The 19,437-nt window shown below is 70.0% G+C and carries 15 protein-coding genes and 1 pseudogene; 10 read left to right on the top strand and 6 right to left on the bottom strand.

What is annotated here, in order from left to right; all coding sequences use genetic code 11:
* The first annotated feature begins 133 nt into the window (after window positions 1-133).
* The 5 genes from G6N51_RS19750 to G6N51_RS19730 are packed head-to-tail and all read left to right on the top strand — an operon-like array spanning window position 134 to window position 6,105.
* A complete protein-coding gene (locus tag G6N51_RS19750; RefSeq protein ID WP_083174102.1) occupies window positions 134-1,765 on the top strand; it encodes an SMP-30/gluconolactonase/LRE family protein in 1,632 nt (543 codons plus the stop codon).
* Window positions 1,765-2,520, top strand: a complete 756-nt coding sequence (locus G6N51_RS19745) for a GntR family transcriptional regulator (RefSeq protein WP_083174103.1) — start codon at window positions 1,765-1,767, stop codon at window positions 2,518-2,520. Before G6N51_RS19750 ends, G6N51_RS19745 begins: the two co-directional genes overlap by 1 nt.
* A gap of 7 nt (window positions 2,521-2,527) precedes the next feature.
* Complete coding sequence (locus tag G6N51_RS19740; protein WP_083174118.1) at window positions 2,528-4,150, top strand: AMP-binding protein; 1,623 nt, start codon at window positions 2,528-2,530, stop codon at window positions 4,148-4,150.
* Entirely contained in the window at window positions 4,143-4,925 is a 783-nt protein-coding gene (locus G6N51_RS19735; protein WP_083174104.1) for an SDR family NAD(P)-dependent oxidoreductase, read from the top strand. The genes G6N51_RS19740 and G6N51_RS19735 overlap by 8 nt, the downstream gene beginning before the upstream one ends.
* Window positions 4,926-4,944: 19 nt before the next feature.
* Complete coding sequence (locus tag G6N51_RS19730) at window positions 4,945-6,105, top strand: NDMA-dependent alcohol dehydrogenase (RefSeq protein WP_264054114.1); 1,161 nt, start codon at window positions 4,945-4,947, stop codon at window positions 6,103-6,105.
* A 43-nt stretch (window positions 6,106-6,148) separates the two neighbouring features.
* Here the strand turns inward: G6N51_RS19730 and G6N51_RS19725 are convergent, their stop codons facing one another.
* Together G6N51_RS19725 and G6N51_RS19720 are read right to left on the bottom strand one after the other, a co-directional pair.
* Window positions 6,149-6,610 (bottom strand): SRPBCC family protein, encoded by a 462-nt coding sequence (locus G6N51_RS19725; protein ID WP_083174106.1) that lies wholly within the window; start codon window positions 6,608-6,610, stop codon window positions 6,149-6,151.
* Entirely contained in the window at window positions 6,607-7,473 is an 867-nt protein-coding gene (locus tag G6N51_RS19720; RefSeq protein WP_083174107.1) for a rhomboid family intramembrane serine protease, read from the bottom strand. The genes G6N51_RS19725 and G6N51_RS19720 overlap by 4 nt, the downstream gene beginning before the upstream one ends.
* 102 nt (window positions 7,474-7,575) lie before the next feature.
* Here G6N51_RS19720 and G6N51_RS19715 point away from each other — a divergent pair, with 102 nt between their 5' ends.
* Together G6N51_RS19715 and G6N51_RS19710 are read left to right on the top strand one after the other, a co-directional pair.
* Window positions 7,576-7,923: a nuclear transport factor 2 family protein gene (locus G6N51_RS19715; protein ID WP_083174108.1), complete on the top strand. Its 348-nt coding sequence runs from the start codon at window positions 7,576-7,578 to the stop codon at window positions 7,921-7,923.
* 59 nt (window positions 7,924-7,982) lie between these two features.
* On the top strand, window positions 7,983-8,207 hold the full coding sequence (locus tag G6N51_RS19710) for a hypothetical protein (protein WP_083174109.1): 225 nt from the start codon (window positions 7,983-7,985) through the stop codon (window positions 8,205-8,207).
* A gap of 101 nt (window positions 8,208-8,308) precedes the next feature.
* Here G6N51_RS19710 and G6N51_RS19705 read toward each other — a convergent pair whose 3' ends face one another.
* Both G6N51_RS19705 and G6N51_RS19700 read right to left on the bottom strand, forming a co-directional pair.
* On the bottom strand, window positions 8,309-9,046 hold the full coding sequence (locus G6N51_RS19705) for a DUF899 domain-containing protein (RefSeq protein WP_083174110.1): 738 nt from the start codon (window positions 9,044-9,046) through the stop codon (window positions 8,309-8,311).
* A gap of 30 nt (window positions 9,047-9,076) precedes the next feature.
* Window positions 9,077-9,841: an SDR family oxidoreductase gene (locus G6N51_RS19700; protein ID WP_083174111.1), complete on the bottom strand. Its 765-nt coding sequence runs from the start codon at window positions 9,839-9,841 to the stop codon at window positions 9,077-9,079.
* Window positions 9,842-9,961: 120 nt separating this feature from the next.
* On the opposite strand from G6N51_RS19700, the pseudogene G6N51_RS19695 reads away from it, so the two are divergent.
* Both G6N51_RS19695 and G6N51_RS19690 read left to right on the top strand, forming a co-directional pair.
* A pseudogene (locus G6N51_RS19695) lies at window positions 9,962-10,942 on the top strand (sigma-70 family RNA polymerase sigma factor); the annotation flags it as partial.
* A 158-nt stretch (window positions 10,943-11,100) separates the two neighbouring features.
* Window positions 11,101-15,921: a cation-translocating P-type ATPase gene (locus tag G6N51_RS19690; RefSeq protein ID WP_083174113.1), complete on the top strand. Its 4,821-nt coding sequence runs from the start codon at window positions 11,101-11,103 to the stop codon at window positions 15,919-15,921.
* 16 nt (window positions 15,922-15,937) lie between these two features.
* Here the strand turns inward: G6N51_RS19690 and G6N51_RS19685 are convergent, their stop codons facing one another.
* Together G6N51_RS19685 and G6N51_RS19680 are read right to left on the bottom strand one after the other, a co-directional pair.
* Entirely contained in the window at window positions 15,938-17,503 is a 1,566-nt protein-coding gene (locus G6N51_RS19685) for an AMP-binding protein (RefSeq protein ID WP_083174114.1), read from the bottom strand.
* Window positions 17,500-18,408, bottom strand: a complete 909-nt coding sequence (locus tag G6N51_RS19680) for an SDR family NAD(P)-dependent oxidoreductase (RefSeq protein WP_083174115.1) — start codon at window positions 18,406-18,408, stop codon at window positions 17,500-17,502. Before G6N51_RS19680 ends, G6N51_RS19685 begins: the two co-directional genes overlap by 4 nt.
* 275 nt (window positions 18,409-18,683) lie before the next feature.
* Between G6N51_RS19680 and G6N51_RS19675 the strand changes: the two genes are divergently transcribed.
* On the top strand, window positions 18,684-19,424 hold the full coding sequence (locus G6N51_RS19675; RefSeq protein WP_163750760.1) for a cutinase family protein: 741 nt from the start codon (window positions 18,684-18,686) through the stop codon (window positions 19,422-19,424).
* Window positions 19,425-19,437 lie beyond the last annotated feature (13 nt).

The following is a 19,437-nucleotide window of genomic DNA, read 5'->3' as shown; positions in this document are numbered from 1 at the left end:
TGTTGGAGAACACTATTCCGATCGGCAGAGTTCGCTGTCAAGGTCGTTCCCCGTTGCTTTCGTAGCTATTGTCTGGACTAGTAGGACTTGATAGCGTCCAGCCCAACCGGCTGACGGAAGGACCTCGGCGAGCATGTCCACTTCGCGGGCCATCTCAACCCAGCCCTCGCGATACGCCCCGTCGAATGGGGCGCCCGCGATCGAAGTGGCCGGGGGCTGGGGCCTCGAGCGCGTCACCGCGTCCAGTCGCCTGTTCGGCGCCAACGGTTTGCGCGCCGGCCCGGACGGTCGCATCTACATCGCCCAGGTGACGGGCAGCCAGATCAGCGCCCTGGATCCTCGCACCGGTGAACTGGTGACCACCAGCCCCAGGGGCGGGGACATCGTGGCGCCCGACGACATCGCGTTCGACGCGAGCGGCAACCTGTACGCCACCGAGGTGATGGACGGCCGGGTCAGCGTGCTCGACACCAGCGGTCGAACGAAGGTGTTGCGCGACGACGTTCCGTCGGCCAATGGCATCACCTTCCATCAAGGCCGGTTGTTCATCGGTGAATGCCGTGAGGGTGGACGGCTGATGGAATTCGACCTGGCGGGCGGGCCACCAAAGCTGCTCGTGGGCAACGTGCCCTCACCGAACGCGATGGAAGTCGGGCCGGACGGCCTGTTGTACTTCCCGGTGATGGGCGCCAACGAGATTTGGCGCATCGACCCGGACGGCGGAGACCCGCAGCGTGTCGCGGGCGATCTCGGTGTGCCCGACTCGGTCAAGTTCGACGCGCGGGGCTACATCGTCTCGACACAAGTGGCAAGCGGGCAGGTACTGCGCATCGACCCTCGCAGTGGCGAACAGCGGGTACTCGCCCAGTTGGATCCGGGGCTGGACAATTGCACGTTCGTCGGCGATCAGCTGTTCGTCTCCAACTTCACCGGCGAGATCACCCAGATATCGCCAGACGGCACCGCACGATCGGTGTTGGCGGGCGGACTCAACTGGCCGATGGACCTGGCGGTCGGCTACGACGGGCTCCTCTACATCGCCGACGGCACGTACTTCTACGTTGCTCTGCCTGATGGGTCCCTGCACACCGCAGGAATGTTGTTCAGCCCCGGCTATCCGGGATTCCTGCGCGGCGTCGCGACGAGCGGACCCGGGGAGTTCATCGTCACGACCTCCGGTGGTCAGGTGAGCCGCTACCGGCCGGAGACGAGCGAAAGCCACGTGCTGGCAGACGGTTTCGACCAGCTTTATGGTGTCGCCGTGGTTCCCGGCGGTGTGGTAGTCGCGGAGTTGGGCACCGGAAGGGTGTTGTCGCTGCAGTCGGGCGGGGTCGAGGTGCTGGCGCGCGACCTGTGTGAGCCGGTCGGCGTCGCGATCGATGCCGACGGGGCGTGTCTGGTCGCGGAGGCCGGAGCCGGGCGGGTGATCCGGGTGAACCGGTCGGGGACCGACATTGTCGTCCCGGATCTGCTACGCCCGCAAGGCATTCTGGTCCAAGGCGGCATGCTCTACATCGTGGATGCCGGCGCCAAGGAGCTCATCGCTTTCGATCTGAGCGGCAACACGCGCCAGACGATCGCGTCCGGGCTGCCGGTCGGTCCCCCGCCGGGTGTGACGCCGAAACCGCTGCGCGGGATGCCACCGTTCTCCGGACCGCAGGGCCCGTTCGCCGGCATCGCCGCCGCGGCCGACGGGACGCTCTACGTCTCGGCCGACGGCGAGGGCAGCGTGCTGGCCCTGCGCCCGATACGGGACGGTGGCTGATGCCTGCGGCCGTCGCGGGCGACCACCGCTACCTGCAGATTGCGCGCACCCTGCGTAAGGAGATCGTCGACGGGGTTTACCCGGTGGGCTCGCAGCTGCCGACCGAGCACCAACTGTGTGAGCGCTTCGCGGTGAGCCGCTACACCGTCCGCGAAGCGCTGCGCCGGCTGCGCGAGGACAACCTGGTCGCGTCTCGGCCGCGGGCGGGCACCCGGGTAGTGCCCCGGCCGGCGTCGAGTTCCTATGCCCAAGACGCGATGTCGATTGACGACCTGCTGGCGTTCGCGGCCGGCGCGCAGCTGACGATCGAATCCAACGCCATGGTGACGATCGACGACGACCTGGCCGCTCGGACCGCGCTCGAGGTCGGCACCCAGTGGCTATCGGTGCGCGGCTACCGGCAAGCCGACGGCTCGTCGGTGCCGATCTGCCGAACGGAGTACTACATCAGCCGGAGTTTCGCCGCGGTCGGCAGGCTACTGCAACGTCACGCCGGTCCGATATTTCCGTTGATCGAGGATCTGTTCGGTGTGAGCGTCGCCCAGTTGCACCAGGAGATCGCCGCCGTCCTGCTCTCGCCGGAGCTTGCCGACGGCCTCGGCGCCCAGCCGGGGACCGCCGCGCTGCAGATGCGGCGCACGTACACGACGTCCGACGGCGAGGTGGCCCAGGTGACGATCAACACCCACCTGTCGTCGAGGTTTCGGTACGCGATGACCATGCGTCGCGTGAACGGTCAGGCCAACCCAAGATGAGGTGGTGGTGACCGTCCGGGCCCCGCAGAACACGGCACATGCGGCAGACGCGTATCGGCGCGGGCTGTGGGTGCACACCACGCTGGCGGATTCGCTGCGCACGGCCGCGGAGCGATCGCCCGAGCGCACCCTGGTGGTCGACAGGGAAATCCGGCTGGATTGCGCCACGCTGTACACGCAGGCCAGCGCGCTGGCCGCCGCTCTGCTGGCGCGCATGCCGACGGGCAGCGTCGTGTCGTTCATGCTGCCGAACTGGCACGAGGCCGCCGTCATCTATCTGGCTGCGACACTGGCCGGAATGGTGGTGAACCCCATCCTGCCGTCGCTACGCGACCACGATCTGCGCTTCATTCTCGAAGACGCCAATACCGCAATGATTTTCGTTCCGCACCAATACGGCGGACACGACTTCGCGGCGATGCTCGAACGCGTGACGGCCGCGATGAGCCCGGCGCCGGCGGTGGTGGCGCTGCGCGGCCCTGAAACCAGGCCGGCCGGTTCGCATACACCGTACCGGGCCTTGCTGGAGCCGCCGTCGGATGCGGCGCCGCTTCCAGCGTTGGATCCCGACTCCGTGCGGATGGTCCTCTACACATCTGGTACCACGAGCCGCCCGAAAGGCGTTCTACACAGCCATAATTCGATACATGCCCTGATCTGTCAGATCCGCGACCACTGGATGATCGATCCGGGTGACACGTTCTTGGTCCCGTCGCCGGTCGCCCACATCGGCGGCTCGATATATGCGTTCGAGTGCCCGTTGCTGTTGGGCACCACCGCCGTGCTCATGGACCGATGGGAGGCGTCGGAGGCGGTCGCGTTGATGAACTCCGAACGGTGCACCCACATGGCCGGGGCCACACCGTTTCTGCAGCAGCTGTTGTCCGCCGCCGAGCGCGCCGACTCCCGACTGCCCGACCTGAAGGTGTTCATCTGCGGCGGCGCGTCGGCATCGCCGTCGCTGATCCGCCGCGCCGGAAAGTATTTCGACCATGCGGTGGTCACCCGCGTCTACGGCTGCACCGAAGTGCCGGTCGCGACCGTCGGCGCACCGCGGCCGGACGAATCCAATGCCGCGGCGGACACCGACGGCAGGCCGGGAATCGCCGAGATCAAGCTCGTCGCGCACGACGCCGCACCCGCCGGTGACGAAGAGATCTGTGTGCGCGGCCCCCAGATGCTGCTGGGTTACCGTCACCCCGAAGACGGTGCCGACTCTTTCGATTCCGCGGGCTTTTTCCGCACCGGCGACCTGGGGCGCTGGGTCGATGGCCAGTACCTCGTCGTGACCGGCCGGGCCAAGGACGTCATCATCCGCAGTGGCGAGAACATCTCGGCCAAGGAAGTCGAGGACCTGCTTGCCGAGCACCCGGACATCGCCGAAATCGCGGTGGTCGGCCTGCCCGACGAGCGCACCGGAGAGCGGGCCTGTGCCGTGATCGTCCCCGCGGGTGCGGCGCGCCCGGACGTCGCGAGCCTGCTGGCGCTGCTGGTGAGCAAGGGGGTTGCCAAATTCAAGGCGCCAGAACAGGTCGTGATCTGGGATGCGCTGCCGAAGAATGACGCGGGCAAGGTACTCAAACATCGGATCCGAGCGGCATTGACACCGGCGCAGACACGGGATGGGTGATATGCAGGTCGCAATCGTCACGGGAGCGAGCAGTGGCATCGGCTTGGGATGCGCCACCAAGCTCGCCGAGATGGGCATGGCGGTCGTCGGCACGGGCCGCGACCGCGATCGGCTGACCGAGCTGGAAAAGCTCGTCAAGGACCCGGATCGCGTTGCGACACTTGCGGTAGACCTGACCGACGACGACGCGCCGCGACGCATCGTGGACCTCGCGGTCGATCGATGGGGCCACATCGACTTCCTGATCAACAACGCCGGGGTGGGCAGCCCCAAGCCGCTGCACGAGACCGACGACGAGACCCTCGACTACTTCCTGGCTTTGATGCTGCGGGCGCCGTTTCGGCTCGCGCGCGAGGCGCTGCCCCACATGGCACCCGGATCGGCGATCATCAATGTGACATCGACGTTCGCGGTCATAGGTGGGCTACGAGGCGGTGCCTACTCCGCCGCCAAGGGCGGGCTGACCGCGCTGACCACGCACATCGCCTGCCAGTACGGCGCGTCCGGAATCCGCTGCAACGCCGTCGCGCCGGGGGTGACGGTCACGCCGATGGTCGAGAAGCGCTTGCAGGATGAGCAATTCCGCAAGATCAACACCGAGATGACCCCGCATCAGCGGTTGGGCCGCATCGACGACATCGCCGGCACCGTCGCCTTCCTGTGTTCGCCGGGAGGGAGTTTTATCAACGGCCAAACGATCGTCGTCGACGGCGGATGGAGTTCGACGAAGTATCTGTCGGAGTTCGCGTTGACGTCGGAGTGGATCGCGCGGTGAAGCTACCCAGGAGGTCGCAATGAAGTGTCGTGCCGCAGTGCTGCGCGGGGTCGGTGCGGACTGGGAGGTCCGCGAGGTCGATCTCGATCCGCCCCACGCCGGTGAGGTCCTGGTGCGGATGGCCGTCGCCGGCATCTGCCACTCCGACGACCACCTTGTCACCGGCGACGTGTTGCCCACGCCCGAGGTGCGCGCATCCACCGGTATCCCTGAGCCGGACTGGTTCCCGATGCTCGGTGGGCACGAGGGCGCGGGCGTCATCGAAGAGATCGGGCCCGGCGTCACGACGGTGCAACCCGGGGATCGCGTGGCGATGTCGTTCATTCCCGCGTGCGGCAATTGCCGGTTTTGCGTGAACGGTCAGAGCTACATCTGCGACGCCGGCGCGAGCTTGTTCTCGAGGGAGATGCCCACCGACGGAACGTGCCGACGGCACCTCGGCGACGAAAACCTGATGGCTTACGGTCAACTCGGCACGTTCGCCGAATACGCGGTGCTGACAGAAAGGTCCGTCATCAAGATCGACGACGCGATCCCCTTTCATGCCGCCTCACTCGTTTCCTGCGGAGTCAGCACCGGCTGGGGCTCCGCAACGATTTCGGCGGGCACCGAGCCCGGTGACACGGTCGTCGTGATCGGTACCGGTGGTGTCGGGATGAATGCGCTGCAAGGCGCCCGCGCGGCCGGTGCGACCTATGTCGTTGCAGTGGATCCGATTGATTCCAAGCGGGATTCGGCCAAGATCTTCGGCGCCACACACAGTGCCGTCTCCGCTGAGGAGTCGATACCGCTGGTGGCCGACATCACCGCCGGGGTGATGGCCGACCGCGTCATCGTGACCGCCGGCGTCGTGCACGTGGACCTGATCCCGTTGGCCATGCGGCTGCTTCGCAAGGGTGGGACATGCGTGGTCACCGGCATCACCCCCTATACCGAGCCTGTGGTTCCGCTGATCCTGCAGGAGATGGTGCTGTCCTCCAAACAGCTCAAGGGAGCGCTCTACGGCGGGATGAATCCGCGCACGAGCGTGCCGTTGCTGTTGTCGATGTATCAGGCGGGCGCAGTGAAACTCGACGAGCTGGTCACCCGCCACTATCGGCTGGACCAGATCAACGAGGCGTTCGTGGACCTGCGTGAGGGCCGCAACATCCGCGGAATCATCGACTTCGCGGACCGGTAACCGCGAAGACGGCAGGTGGAGCTCGGTGTGGACGCCGCGCCGATCATCGGGTCTCGAAGTGACTCCGGATACCGCCCAGCATGGCAATGTGCGCCTTGACGGCTTCGCGCGTGGTGATCCGGGCCAGCGGCCGGGGCGCGGCGATCCGGATGCGTTCGGTGACCCGCGTGCCGGCCGGGACGGGCTCGAAGCTGACGGTCCCGCGCAGGCGAACCCCCGGCGACTGGTCGGCCTCGGTCAGCACGTCACCGGACGCGGTCACCGACACCCTCGCCCGGTAGGTGTTGTTGAGGGTGAACGGCCCCAACGGGATCCGGTCGCGCACGCGGTAGCTGTGGACGACACCGTCCGGGTTTTCGCTGTGCGACAACGCCTCCACGGACACGATCAGCGGGTGGACGAGCTTGATGTTGTTCAGGTCCACATAAAAGTCGCGGACCTCTGCCGGGGGTGCGGGCACCTCCTCGGTCAGCGTGTGTTCGGCGTGGGCGAGCCACCAGCTCATGCGGAGAACTCCGCGAGCAGCTGGCCCGTGCGCCACCAGATCAGCACGGCGAACACCATCAACACGACGATGGTCACCGCGGCCTGGATCATGTTGCGGCGCTCCCTTGGCGGATAAACGTAGGCCGCGGCGACCAGCCCACCGGTCACCAACCCACCCAGGTGCGCCTGCCAGCTGATGCGTTGCGAACTGATCAACGGCACCAGCAAGTTGAAGACCAGGTTGATCGCGATCACCGCCAACACCCAGCGGACGTCGGCGGCCAGCCGCTTACCCACCACGAAAGTGGCGCCGAACAGGCCGAAGATGGCACCCGAGGCGCCCGCCGTCGCCGTGTCGAGCGGCGAAATCAGGTAGACCAGGACCGAACCGCCCAGCCCGCTCAGCGCGTAGAGCGTGCCGAAACGCAGTCGGCCCAACCACATTTCGAGCGGCGGACCGACCACATACAGGGCCCACATGTTGAACAGCAGATGCGTCGCCCCGTAGTGCAGAAACGCCGAGGTCACCAAGCGGTAGAACTGGCCGTCGGCGACCGCCGGCGGCCACAGCGTGAGCTGCTTCTCCAGATTTCCCGAGGCCATCTGCAGCACGAAGGCCAGCACGTTGATCGCGATCAGGGCGTAAGTGAGCACCGGGGTCTCCGTGCGCTGGCGCCCGCCGAAACGGGTCCGCGGTTGCCGGATGGTTCGGGCGCCCGCCCGGACGCACTCCACGCACTGCTGACCGACCGCGGCGCTGCGCATGCAGTCCCCGCAGATGTAGCGCTCACAACGGTTGCAGCGGACGTACGTCGGCCGGCCCGGATGCCGATAGCAACTCGGGGCGGCGGGCGGCGTATCCGGTGGGCTGGGCGCGGTCATCGCCCCATTCTCGCCCGCACCGCCGGGGCTGGCGTGGCGCTTTAGCAAAGCTGTTTTGCGGCTGATCGCTCGCCTACTGTGGTGAGGGTGAGCGAGCCGGGAATGGTCGAGCGCTATCTGGAGTGCCTGGCCGCGCACGACTGGGACGGTCTTGCCGCGACGATCGCCGACGAAGGCCTGGTGCGGGAGGGCCCGTTCTGCGATGTCGTCGAGGGCAAGCAGCGCTATGTCGCCTACCTGCGCAAGGTCCTGACCAATTTGGACGGCCACCGGCTGGAGGTGCAGCGGGTTTCCCACGTGAACACCCGGCTGTCCTACGTCGAGCTGACCGAGGCGTTCGCGATCGACGGGGTCACCAAGGTCTGGCCGGAGTGCATCCTGTTCGAGCGGGCCGACGACGGCCGGATCTCTCGCGTCAGCGTGTTCTTCAAGCAGCCCGGGGCGCAGTGACGCCCGGGTCCGCGCGGAAACTATTCCCTCACCCGAGAGTTTGACCTAGCGTGTGATGCGTGGAATCAAACGGAAGCCCGGAATTGGTGCCCGTCGAAACATTGCACTCAGGTGATCCCATCATGGATTGCGGCCAGCGGTACATAGTCCTGGAGTCGAAGACCGTCGGCGACAGCTGCGTCGTCCTCGAGCTCGAGTCCAGGGTGGACCACCAGCTGCAGGTCATCGAGAAGTCGTTCCCGGCGGGCTATCACGTCAACAGGGCGAACCACCGAATCTTATAGCCCGAATTCACTCAGCCGAATATTGCGCGCGTAGCCGTCGGACGGCTACCGCGCATTCGTGTTATTCGGGGCCGTAAAAGCCAAATGCGCTTCGACTCGATTCAGCCGCCGCGCGGCGGACGCGGGTCGTTCGGGTCGTCGGGATCGGGCTCGCCGAACCACCGCGACGGGGTGCGCTCGCCGTATGCGTCGTGCCATTCCCACCACTCGTAGGGCGGGGTCTGCGGGTACCCGTCCGGCGAGTCCTCCCAATTCTCCTGGCGCCCGAGCGCGGTCATGTCGAGGTAGCTCCAGGTGTTGCCCAGCGCTTCGTCGCCGCGGTTGTTGATGAAGTACGTCCGATACACCCGCTCACCGTCGTGGATGAACGCGTTGGTGCCGTGCCATTGGTCCACGCCGAAGTCGGCGTCGAAATCGTCGGTCAGCGTGTACCAGGGCATCCGCCAACCCATTCGCGCCTTCAGCCGCGCGATGTCGGGCTGGGCCGCCCGCGAGGCGAACACCAGGGTGGTATCGCGAGCGTTCAGGTGGGCGAGGTGCCCGACGTGGTCGGCGATCATCGAGCAGCCGCGGCAGGCGTGGTCGGGCCAGCCGTCCACGCCCGGCTCGAAGAAGGCGCGGTACACGACGAGCTGACGCCGGCCCGCGAACAGCTCCGGCAGGTTCACCCTGCCCTCGGGGCCCTCGAACGCGTACGCCTTGTCGACGGCCAGCCAGGGCATCCGGCGCCGCGCTGCCGCGAGCGCGTCGTGGGCCCGCATCACCTCCTTCTCCTTCACCAGCAGCCGTTCGCGCGCGGCGACCCAGTCCCGGGCCGACACGATGGGTGGTGTCTTCATGGCGTTGTCCTCCTTGCGATTTCGCTGACTTCAGGCCACCGCCGACAGCCCCGTCGAGGTGAGCAGGTAGGCGTCGCCACCGTCGGGCTCACCCTCGGCGATCGCCAGGACCGCGCGGCCCACCTGTTCCGGGCTGAGCGCGGGCCCGCTCGCCCGCACGAACGCCCCGACGTCGACCCCTTGCCGTTCGGCATACGCCGCGACGGCCCGCGCGCCGAGGTCGGTGGCCGGCGTCAACCGCGGCAGGACGGACACGAAGCGGATCCCGAGCCCGGCCCGCTGCGATTCGACGGCCGCGTAGCTGGCGATGAACCTGACCGCCGCCTTCGCCCCCGCGTAGCCACCACTGAGCGGCGACCCCGCCACGGCGGCGCCGCTGGACATCACGATCACCGAGCTGCCCGGCGCCAGCGGACGTCGCAGCGCGTGGCGGGACCAGTGAAAGGCCTGTGCCACATCCACATTCCAGTTCTGGCTGAAGCTGTCCCAGCTCTGCTCCTGCAGCGGGCTCATGTGGGGCGCCGCACCGGCGCTCAATACCAGGGTCTGCGGCCGGTATTCGTCGATGAGCCGCTGCGCTGTCACGGGGTCGGCGGCGTCGGCGGCCACGGGGACGAAGGCGTCGCCCAGCTCGTCCCGCGCGTCGTCGAGGCCGGATCGGGTGCGCGCGACTCCGACCACCTGGGCGCCGGCCCCCGCCAGGGCGCCGGCGATCGCGCGGCCGAATCCGCGGCTCGCCCCGGTGACGATCGCCGTGGTGCCGGCCAGGCCGGCCGTGCCGTTGGGCTGGTTCATGTTCGTCCTCGCTCTCGCTGGAATGTGCGTTCACCAATTGAGATGCGTCGCGGTGCGCGGATTCATCGCTCGCGGGCCGATGAATTTCCCCGGCCCGCCGTCTCTGTATTGGAGTAGCGTTCGGTCGCAGCCGAGACAGGAGAAGCCATGCCGGCGAGGGAGGATTTCATCGCGCAGGCGGCGCCGTTTCGCGCCGAGCTGATCGCGCACTGTTACCGCATGCTCGGGTCGGTGCACGACGCCGAGGACCTCGTCCAGGAGACCTACCTCAACGGCTGGCGCGGCTATCAGCAGTTCGAGGAACGCGCGGCATTGCGGACGTGGCTCTACCGCATCGCGACCACCGCGTGCCTGCGGGCCCTGCAGAACCGGGGCCGCCGAGTCCTGCCGGCCGGGCTCGGCGACGGCTCGGTCGACCCGGATGCCAGCCTCGACGCGGTCGGCGGTGCGCACGAGTGGCTGGAGCCCCTCCCCGACTCGCTGATGCCGACGCCGGAGGACGACGTCACCGCGCGGCAGAGCCTGCGGCTCGCCGTGATGACCGCCATGCAGGAGCTACCCGCCCGCCAGCGAGCGGTGCTCATCCTGCGCGACGTGGTCCAGTTCAGCGCCGCGGAGGTGGCCGAGCTGCTCGAGACGACGCCGGCCGCGGTCAACAGCTCACTGCAGCGCGCGCGGGCGCGGCTCGCCGAGGTCTCCCCCGCCGAGGACGAACTGTCCGAGCCCGACGACGCCGCGCGCCGTGAACTGCTCGACCGCTACTGCGCGGCATTCGAAAACGCGGATATGGCCGCCCTCACGGCGCTGCTGCAAGCGGACGTGAAACTCGAAATGCCGCCGCTCCCTATCTGGTTCACCGGCCGCGACCCGGTCCTGCGGTTCCTGTCCGTGCGCGCGTTCGCCGAGCCGGGTGACATCGCGATGATCCCGACGTCCGCGAACGCGCAACCGGCGGTCGCCGAGTACCGCCGGGCCGCCGACGGGACGATGCGGGCCCACTCCATCCACGTCCTCACCACGGGTGCCAACGGGGTCGCCACCGTCACGGTCTTCCTGGACCCCGGCCTGTTCGGCAAGTTCGGTTTTCCCTCCAGCCGGTAACCTGTCCGCAGGGGCAGCGACCGCACCTCCGGTTACCCAAGGAAGGCCCGACCGCCGGAGTCGCCGGTGCCGTCGCAGGAGTCCACGATCGCAACGGTGGACAGGTTCCCTGCCCCCCAGGATCATTAGCGCGGTAGAGGTAGTCGAAGGGTGACTGAGTGAGGATTCCGGGCGTTGCCAGCGTCGTCGCCGGCATGACCGACGGAGCCGCGCAGGTGGTGCGAGCGGGCCTGTCCACGGCGGCCGGGGCGGCGGACGCTGTGCAGACGTTGACCAATCCGGTCACCGAGCTGGCCGTCCCGGTGATGCAGTCGATGGCCCAAACGACCGGCCGGGCAATCGGATTGACCGCTTCCGCCAACGGTTCAGGGCCCAGCGTCACCCCGCCGATCCGGTGGCAGAGCGGGCGGCGCCTGCACCTGGACCTGGATCCGCTGCTGCCGTTCCCGGGCTGGCACGAGCACGCGCCCGCGGTGGAGGAGCCGGTCCGCCGGATTCCCGGGGTGGCCTCGGCCCACGTCGAGGGCGCCCTCGGCCGGTTGGTGGTCGAATTCGAGAACGACGACAACGATGCCGTGCTGGACCGGGTCCGGGACACGGTCTGCAGCGTGGCCGCGGACCTGACGCTGGTCGCCGCCAAAGATTCGCCTCGCACGGCGCCGTTCGCCGACCCCGGAAACCCGTTGGCGATCCTGGTGCCGGCCAGCGCCGCGGCCATGGACGTGGCGGCCATCGGCGCCGCGGTGACCGGCTGGCTGGGCAGGCTCCCCGTCGCTCCGCGTAGCGCACGCGCGGCCGCCGCGCTGCTGAATCACCAGCCGCGGATTGTCGCCGTGCTGGAATCGCGACTGGGCCGCGTCGGCACCGACATCGCCCTCAGCGCGTCGACGGCGCTGGCCAACGGCCTCACACAAGCGGTCGGCACGCCGCTGCTGGATCTGGCGCAACGAAGCCTGCAGGTCTCCGAGGCCACCGCGCACCGTCAGCGCTGGCGCGACCGCGAACCGGAGCTGGCCTCGCCCAACCGGCCGCAGGCGCCGGTGGTTCCGGTGATCTCGTCGGCCGGACCCAAATCGCAGGCGCCCCGCCATAATTCGGCGGCCGCCGCCGCGGGAGAGGCTTCCCACGTGGTGGTGGGCGGGGCCATCGACGCCGCCATCGACACCGCGAAGGGTTCGATGGCCGGGCCGGTCGAGGAGTACGCGGACCAGGCCGCCAACGCGTCGCTGGTGGCCGCTGGGGGTGCGCTGCTGGCCGGCGGCGGCACCGAGGCCGCGGCCGGCGCGCTGCTGGCCGGTGTGCCGCGGGCGGCGCACGTGGGCCGGCAGACGTTCGCGGCCGTGCTGGGCCGCGGCCTCGCCAACGCCGGGCAGCTGTTCCTGGACCCGGGTGCGCTGCGGCGGCTGGACCGGGTCAAGGTGGTCGTCGTCGACGGCGCGGCACTGCGTGGCGACAACCGCGCCGTGCTGCACGCCCGCGGCGACGTACCCGGGTGGGACGAGGACCGCGTCTACGAGGTCGCCGACGCGCTGCTGCACGGCGAGGAGGCGCCCGAACCCGACCCCGACGAGCTGCCGGCCACCGGCGCCCGGCTGCGGTGGGTCCGGGCGCAAGGGTCGTCCGCGACGCCGGCACAGGGCCTCGAACACGCCGATCTGGTGGTCGACGGCGAGCGGGTGGGCAGCGTCGACGTCGGTTGGGAGGTCGACCCGTTCGCCATCCCGCTCTTGCAGATCGCGCACCGGACCGGCGCCCGGGTGGTGTTGCGCCACGTCGCCGGCACCGAGGACCTGACCGCCAGCGTCGCCGTGAGCCACCCACCCGGCACGCCGCTGCTGCAGCTGGTGCGCGACCTGCGCACGGACCGCGGGCCGGTGTTGCTCATCACCGCGCTGCACCGCGACTTCGCCTCGACCGACACGCTGGCCGCCCTGGCCATCGCCGACGTCGGGGTGGCGCTGGACGACCCGCAGGCGGCGACGCCGTGGACGGCGGACATCATCACCGGCACGGACCTGGCCGCGGCGGTGCGCATCCTGTCGGCGCTTCCGGTGGCCCGGGAGGCCACCGAGTCGGCGGTGCGCCTGGCCAAGGGCGGCAGCACGCTGGCGGGGTTGTTGCTGGTCACCGGTGACCCGAGCACGCTGAGCCCGTTCGCCGTGCAGCGCTGGCTCAACCCGGTCAATGCCGCCGCGGCGGCCGCGCTGATGCAGGGCACCTTCGCGGCCTCCCGGGTGCTCCGGCTGCCCGACCCCACACCTCAGCCGCTGACCGCCTGGCACGCCCTGGATCCCGAGATCGTCTACTCCCGGTTGGCCAGCCGCACCCGGCCGCTGGCCGTCGAGCCCGGCGTCGCGCCGTGGCGGCAGCTCCTCGACGACCTGTCCTACAACCCCGTGGTGGCGCCGCTGCGCGGGCCGGCGAGCCAGGTCGGGCGACTGCTGACCGCGACCCGGGCCGAGCTCGCCGATCCGCTGACCCCCATCCTGGCCGTCGGCGCCGCGGCCTCGGCGATCGTCGGCAGCAGCGTCGACGCGCTGCTGGTGGCGGGCGTGATGACCGCCAACGCGATCGCCGGCGGGGTGCAGCGGCTGCGGGCCGAGGCGGCGGTCGCCGAGTTGTTCGCCGAGCAGGATCAGTACGCGCGCCGCGTGGTCGTCCCCGCGGTCGCGACGGCGCGCCGCCGGCTGGAGGCGGCGCGCACCGCCGAGCGGACGGTCTCGGTGAACGCCAAATCGTTGCGCCCCGGCGACATCATCGACCTGGCCGCCCCGGAAGTGGTGCCGGCCGACGCGCGCCTGCTGGTCGCCGAGGACCTCGAAGTCGACGAGTCCTTCCTCACCGGCGAATCGCTGCCGGTGGACAAGCAGGTCGAGCCGGTGGCCGTCGCCGACTCCGACCGCGCCAGCATGCTGTTCGAGGGCAGCACCATCGTCGCCGGGCACGCCCGCGCGATCGTGGTGGCGACCGGTGCGGGCACCGCCGCGCAGCGCGCGATCTCGGCGATCGCCGACGTCGAGTCCGCGGCCGGGGTGCAGGCCCGGTTGCGCGAGTTGACCAGCAAGGTGCTCCCGCTGACCCTGGCCGGGGGCGCGGCGGTGACCGGTTTGGCGCTGCTGCACCAGGGCTCGTTGCGTCAGGCGGTCGCCGACGGGGTCGCCATCGCCGTGGCGGCGGTTCCCGAGGGCCTGCCGCTGGTGGCCACCCTGGCCCAACTGGCCGCCGCCCAACGGTTGTCGCGGCGCGGCGTCTTGGTCCGCACGCCGCGCGCGGTCGAAGCCCTGGGCCGGGTGCAGACGATCTGTTTCGACAAGACCGGCACGCTCACCGAAAACCACCTGCGCGTCGTCCGCGGCGTCCCGCACGGGACCGATGCGGACGGCGCGTTCCCCGACGTGGCCGACCCGGCGTCCGCCGCGGTGTTGCGGGCCGCCGCGCGCAGCAGCACCCAGCCCCACAACGGGGGCGGCCACGCGCACGCCACCGACGAGGCGATCCTCACGGCGGCGAATTCCGTCGATGCCCAATGGGCCTCGGATTGGACAGTGATCGCGGATGTGCCGTTCGAGTCCAGTCGCGGCTACTCCGCCGCGATCGGCGTCGCGGGCGGCAATGGCGGACCGATGCTGATGGTCAAGGGCGCGCCGGAAGAGGTCCTGCCGCGCTGCCGGTTCACCGACTCGGAGGCCGAGCACGACCGCGCCGAGTCGCTGGTGTTGCGCCTGGCCGAGCAGGGCCTGCGGGTGCTGGCGGTGGCGCAGCGCCGCTGGGAGCGCGGCACCGACGAGGACGACACCGACGCCGACGAAGTCGACGCCGCCGCACACGACCTGGAATTGCTCGGCTACGTCGGGCTGGCCGACACCGCGCGCCCGTCGGCGCGGCCACTCATCGAGGCGCTGGTGGAAGCCGGCCGACGGGTGGTGCTGATCACCGGCGACCACCCGGTGACCGCGCGGGCGATCGCCCGGCAACTGGGGCTACCGGAGGACGCGCGCGAGATCACCGGCGCGGAACTCGCGGCCCTGGGCGAGGAGGATCGCGCCAAAGTCGCCGCCGACGTGCAGGTCTTCGCCCGCGTCAGCCCCGAGCAGAAGGTGCAGATCGTCGCGGCGCTGCAGGCCGGTGGGCAGGCGATCGCGATGGTCGGCGACGGCGCCAACGACGCGGCCGCCATCCGGATGGCCGACGTGGGCATCGGCGTGAGCGGACGCGGCTCGTCCGCCGCACGCGGCGCCGCCGACATCGTGTTGACCGACAACGACCTGGGCGTGCTGCTCGACGCGCTGGTCGAGGGGCGCGGCATGTGGGGCGGCGTCCGGGACGCCGTGAGCATCCTGGTCGGCGGCAACGTCGGCGAAGTGCTGTTCACCCTCATCGGCACCGCCCTGGGCACCGGCCGCGCGCCGGTGGGCACCCGGCAGCTGCTGCTGGTGAACCTGCTGACCGACATGTTCCCCGCGCTCGCGGTCGCGGTCACCCCGCAGTACCCCGAGCCGGAGGAGGCCGAGGACGGCGCCGACCGCGACGCCGAGGAGCTGCACCGCGCCTTCCAGCTGGCGACGCTGTCCGGGCCCTCCCCATCGCTCGACGCGCCCCTGATGCGGCAGATCGTAACCCGCGGCGCCGTCACGGCCGCGGGCGCGACGGCGGCCTGGGCCATCGGTCGCTGGACGCCGGGCACCGAGCGCCGCACGTCGACCATGGGACTGACCGCGCTGGTGACCACGCAGCTGGCGCAGACCCTGCTGACGCGCCGCCACAGCCCGCTGGTGCTGGGGACGGCGCTGGGCAGCGCGGGCGTGCTGGTCGCCATCGTCCAGACCCCTGGCGTCAGCCACTTCTTCGGTTGCACGCCACTGGGTCCGGTCGCCTGGAGCGGCGTCGTCAGCGCCACCGCGGGCGCCACAGTCGTGTCGGTGCTGGCGCCCAACTGGCTGGCCAAGCAGGTCGCCGCGCTGGAACCCAAGCACGACTGAGGGCTTCGCGCCTGGCCTAGCCGGACAGCTCCTTGCGCAAAACCTTGCCCGCCGGATTGCGTGGGATGCTGCTGACGACGTTGATGTCCCGGGGCTGCTCGAATCGCGAGACCCTGTCCTTGAGGTACTCCCGCAGCGCTTCCGGATCGGTGTTGCTGCCGGGCTGCAAGACCACGAACGCGGCCAGCCGCTGGCCGAACCGTTCGTCGGGAACGCCGATGACCGCGTTGTCGGCGACGGCGGGGTGCTGGGCGAGCGCGTTCTCGACCGCGCGCGGATAGACGTTCTCGCCGCCGGAGATGATCATGTCGTCCTCGCGGCCGACGATGTACAACCGGCCCTCGTTGTCGAGGTAGCCCATGTCGCCGGTGCTGGTCATGCCGTCGACCACCGTCTTCGCGCCACCGCCGGTGTAGCCCTCGCTCGCCAGGTTCCCACCGACGAAGATGCGGCCCGTGACGCGCGCGCCGACGGGCCTGCCGTTCCTGTCCAGGATGCGCACCGGGCAGCCGGCGACCGGTTTACCGACGGTCTCGGGCGCCTCCCGCAGCTCCGCCGGAGTGGCCAGGGCGCCGATGCCGACCTCGGTGGAACCGTAACCGTTGTAAAGGATCTCGCCGTAGGCGTCCATGAACCGCTGTCCCAGGGTGGGGTCCAGCCGGTCGCCACTCGACATCACGACCCGCAGGTAGGGCACCGGGTTGCGGGCCCGCACCCGCTCGGGCAGGTCGAGGATGCGGGCGAGCACGATCGGCACCGCGGTGAACGCGTCGGCGCGATGCAGCGACGCCTGCGCGAGCGCGGCTTCCGCGTCGAAGTGCCGATGCGTGAGCACCGTGCCGCCGAGGGCCACGGTGAGCATCATCATGCCCAGCCCGAGACCGTGGAACATGGGCATCGCCACCGAGATTCGCGACCCGGTGCGCAGGCCGGTCCGATCGAGGATCGTCACCCACACGCCCACCGCGGAACGCAGCTGCGGTGAGCGCGGCACCCCCTTGGGCGTGCCGGTGGTGCCCGACGTCAGCAGGACGATCCGGCCGGGCGCGGCCACGGCGGGCCGCGGGTCACCCGCCCGGGCGGTGACCGTCGCGGGGTCGATGAGGACGACCGACGGGTCGGCGGCACGGGCGCGCTCGCCGAACTCGTCGTCGGCGATCATCGTGCCGATCCGGTGGGCGCTCATCGCCGACGCCAGGGCGTCGCTGCGAAAGTCGGTGTTGACCAGGACCACGTCGGCGCCCACCAGGGCGGCCGCGAACACCCCGGCGACGAAACCGCGTCCGTTGCGGCACATGATGCCCACCGCATCGCCCGGGCCCACCCCGTCGCGGGACAACCGGCGCGCCAGCGATTCGGCCGCCGACCGCAGTTGGAGGTAGTCGCAGGCGCCGTCGTCGTCGACGATCGCTGCGCGTTCGGGCCATCGGGTCGCGGTCACCGCCAGCAGGGTGTAGGGGTTGGTGCCGCCCCGGCGGGCCTCGTGGAGCAGCCGCAGGGTCGCGAGCGGCGACGGCGGGGCGAGCAGCCGCGACCGCAGCAGCGCACGCGCCGCGGTGCCGACCACCCCTTCGTCGGTCACGGCCGGGCCGTCCGGGCGCCGGAATCGGAGAAGAACCGCCGGTACCACAGCCGGGCGGCGCGTTCGGCCGGCCCGGCCAGCAGCACGGAGGCCAGCTCGGCCGGCAAGACCCACGGCGGTTCGTTGCTGCGCGGCCGCTCGATGACCGCCTTGGCGATCGCATCGGCGGCCTGGTCGGCCGATAGGCCGGGGAGCCGGCCCAGGATGGGTGTGGGTGCGATCATCCGGGTGCGGACCAGCGCGAAGTACACGGTGGTGACGTCCACACCGTCGGCGTGCAGCTCCGGTGCCACGCTGCGCAGCCACCGGTCGAACGCCCCCTTCGACGCCTGGTAGGCGCCCCACTGCGGCCCCGGCACGACGCGCACGCCGACACTGGAAACGTTGACGATGTGCCCGCGTCCGCTTTCGCGCATGGCCGGCAGGAGCCCGAGCAGCAGCCAGATCGGCCCGAGATAGTTGATGTCGATGGTGCGCTGAAAGTCGTGCGGCCGGTCGTACTGGTCATGCAGCGAGCGGCGTAACGACTTACCGGCGTTGCTGACCACGATGTCGAGCGCGCCGTGGCGCTCGGTGATCTCCTTGGTCAGCGCGCCGACGGCGGACTCGTCGGTGAGGTCGGTCGGGTAGGCGATCGCGCGGCCGCCGGCGGCGTTGATGGACGCCGCCAGGTCGCCGAGGCGTTCCTCGGACCGGGCGACCGCCAGCACGGTGGCCCCCGCCGCGGCCAGCCGGCGTGCGGTCGCCTCGCCGATTCCGTAGGAGGCGCCGGTCACCAGCGCGGTCTTACCGGTGACGACGCCGCGCAGCTTGTCGGGATCCGACACCCGAGCCGGATTGGCCAGGTGGTCCGTGACCTTGCTGAGGACCTCAACTACTGCATTCAACTTTGCCGCTGCATTCACTCGGGCCGCATGTCGAACATCGGCGGATGGCTTCACCGTGCACTCGACTCGTCATAGCTAGCAGACCACATCGCGGTCAAGGGCCGCGCCCCGCCCCGGCGTTGCCGGTTGCCGCCGGGGCGGGCGCGGGATCACTGGCCGCCGCGGCGCCGGATGAGGGTCGCGCGCAAGCAATCTCGACCGGCGTGGCGCGGGGTGAACCGGGTTGTGTGAATTCGCAGTAATTTCCCTGCTTTCCCTGTTTAGGGCCAGCGTTCACTGGGCACAATGGCGGCATGATCGCACGTCAAATAGCCCGTTTCGTTGTTCCGGCAGTCGCCGCGGCGTCCGGCCTCGGCGCCTCGGCTCTGGCCGGTTCCCTCCTGCCCACCGCCGCCGCCCAATGCCCGGACGTCCAAGTGGTGTTCGCCCGCGGCACCGGCGAAGCCCCCGGCGTCGGCCCCACCGGACAAGCCTTCGTCGACGCCCTGCACGCACGCCTGGGAACCAAGTCCTTCGACGTCTACCCGGTCAACTACCCCGCCAGCGACCAATGGGACACCGGCGTCGACGGCATCAGAGACGCCGCGGTCCATATCAATTCGATGGCCCGCGACTGCCCCAACACCAAGATGGTGCTCGGCGGCTACTCCCAGGGCGCGGCCGTGATGGGCTTTGTCACCTCGCCCGCGGTCCCCGACGGCGTCGACCCCAACACCGTGCCCAAACCCCTGGACCCCTCGGTGGCCGACCACGTCTCCTCCGTCGTGCTGTTCGGCACCCCCAACGTGCGCGCCATGAACTTCCTCGGCGAACCGCCGGTCGTCATCGGCCCGGCATACCAGAACAAGACCATCAAGGTCTGCGCCACCGAAGACCCGGTGTGCTCCGACGGAATGAACTTCGCCGCCCACAACACCTACGCCGACGACGGCGCCATGATCGACAAGGGCGTCGCCTTCGCCTCCAGCCACCTCGACGCCGGCACCAGCGGCACCCCGCCGGTCGCGAGCGGCCGGGGTGGCTTCGGAAGCTGAGCGAAAACCGCTC

The organism is Mycobacterium paraseoulense, assembly GCF_010731655.1.
In the GTDB taxonomy this organism is placed as follows: Bacteria; Actinomycetota; Actinomycetes; order Mycobacteriales; family Mycobacteriaceae; genus Mycobacterium; species Mycobacterium paraseoulense.
Note: the sequence above shows the minus strand (reverse complement) of the source record. Positions and strands in the feature narration are given on the sequence as shown.

Coding starts and splice junctions, on each gene's coding strand:
- G6N51_RS19700 (WP_083174111.1), bottom strand. CDS start 9,841: ATGAACCAGCCCAACGGCACGGCCGGCCTGGCCGGCACCACGGCGATC.
- G6N51_RS19745 (WP_083174103.1), top strand. CDS start 1,765: ATGCCTGCGGCCGTCGCGGGCGACCACCGCTACCTGCAGATTGCGCGC.
- G6N51_RS19735 (WP_083174104.1), top strand. CDS start 4,143: ATGGGTGATATGCAGGTCGCAATCGTCACGGGAGCGAGCAGTGGCATC.
- G6N51_RS19715 (WP_083174108.1), top strand. CDS start 7,576: ATGGTCGAGCGCTATCTGGAGTGCCTGGCCGCGCACGACTGGGACGGT.
- G6N51_RS19750 (WP_083174102.1), top strand. CDS start 134: ATGTCCACTTCGCGGGCCATCTCAACCCAGCCCTCGCGATACGCCCCG.
- G6N51_RS19675 (WP_163750760.1), top strand. CDS start 18,684: ATGATCGCACGTCAAATAGCCCGTTTCGTTGTTCCGGCAGTCGCCGCG.
- G6N51_RS19725 (WP_083174106.1), bottom strand. CDS start 6,610: ATGAGCTGGTGGCTCGCCCACGCCGAACACACGCTGACCGAGGAGGTG.
- G6N51_RS19720 (WP_083174107.1), bottom strand. CDS start 7,473: ATGACCGCGCCCAGCCCACCGGATACGCCGCCCGCCGCCCCGAGTTGC.
- G6N51_RS19705 (WP_083174110.1), bottom strand. CDS start 9,046: ATGAAGACACCACCCATCGTGTCGGCCCGGGACTGGGTCGCCGCGCGC.
- G6N51_RS19730 (WP_264054114.1), top strand. CDS start 4,945: ATGAAGTGTCGTGCCGCAGTGCTGCGCGGGGTCGGTGCGGACTGGGAG.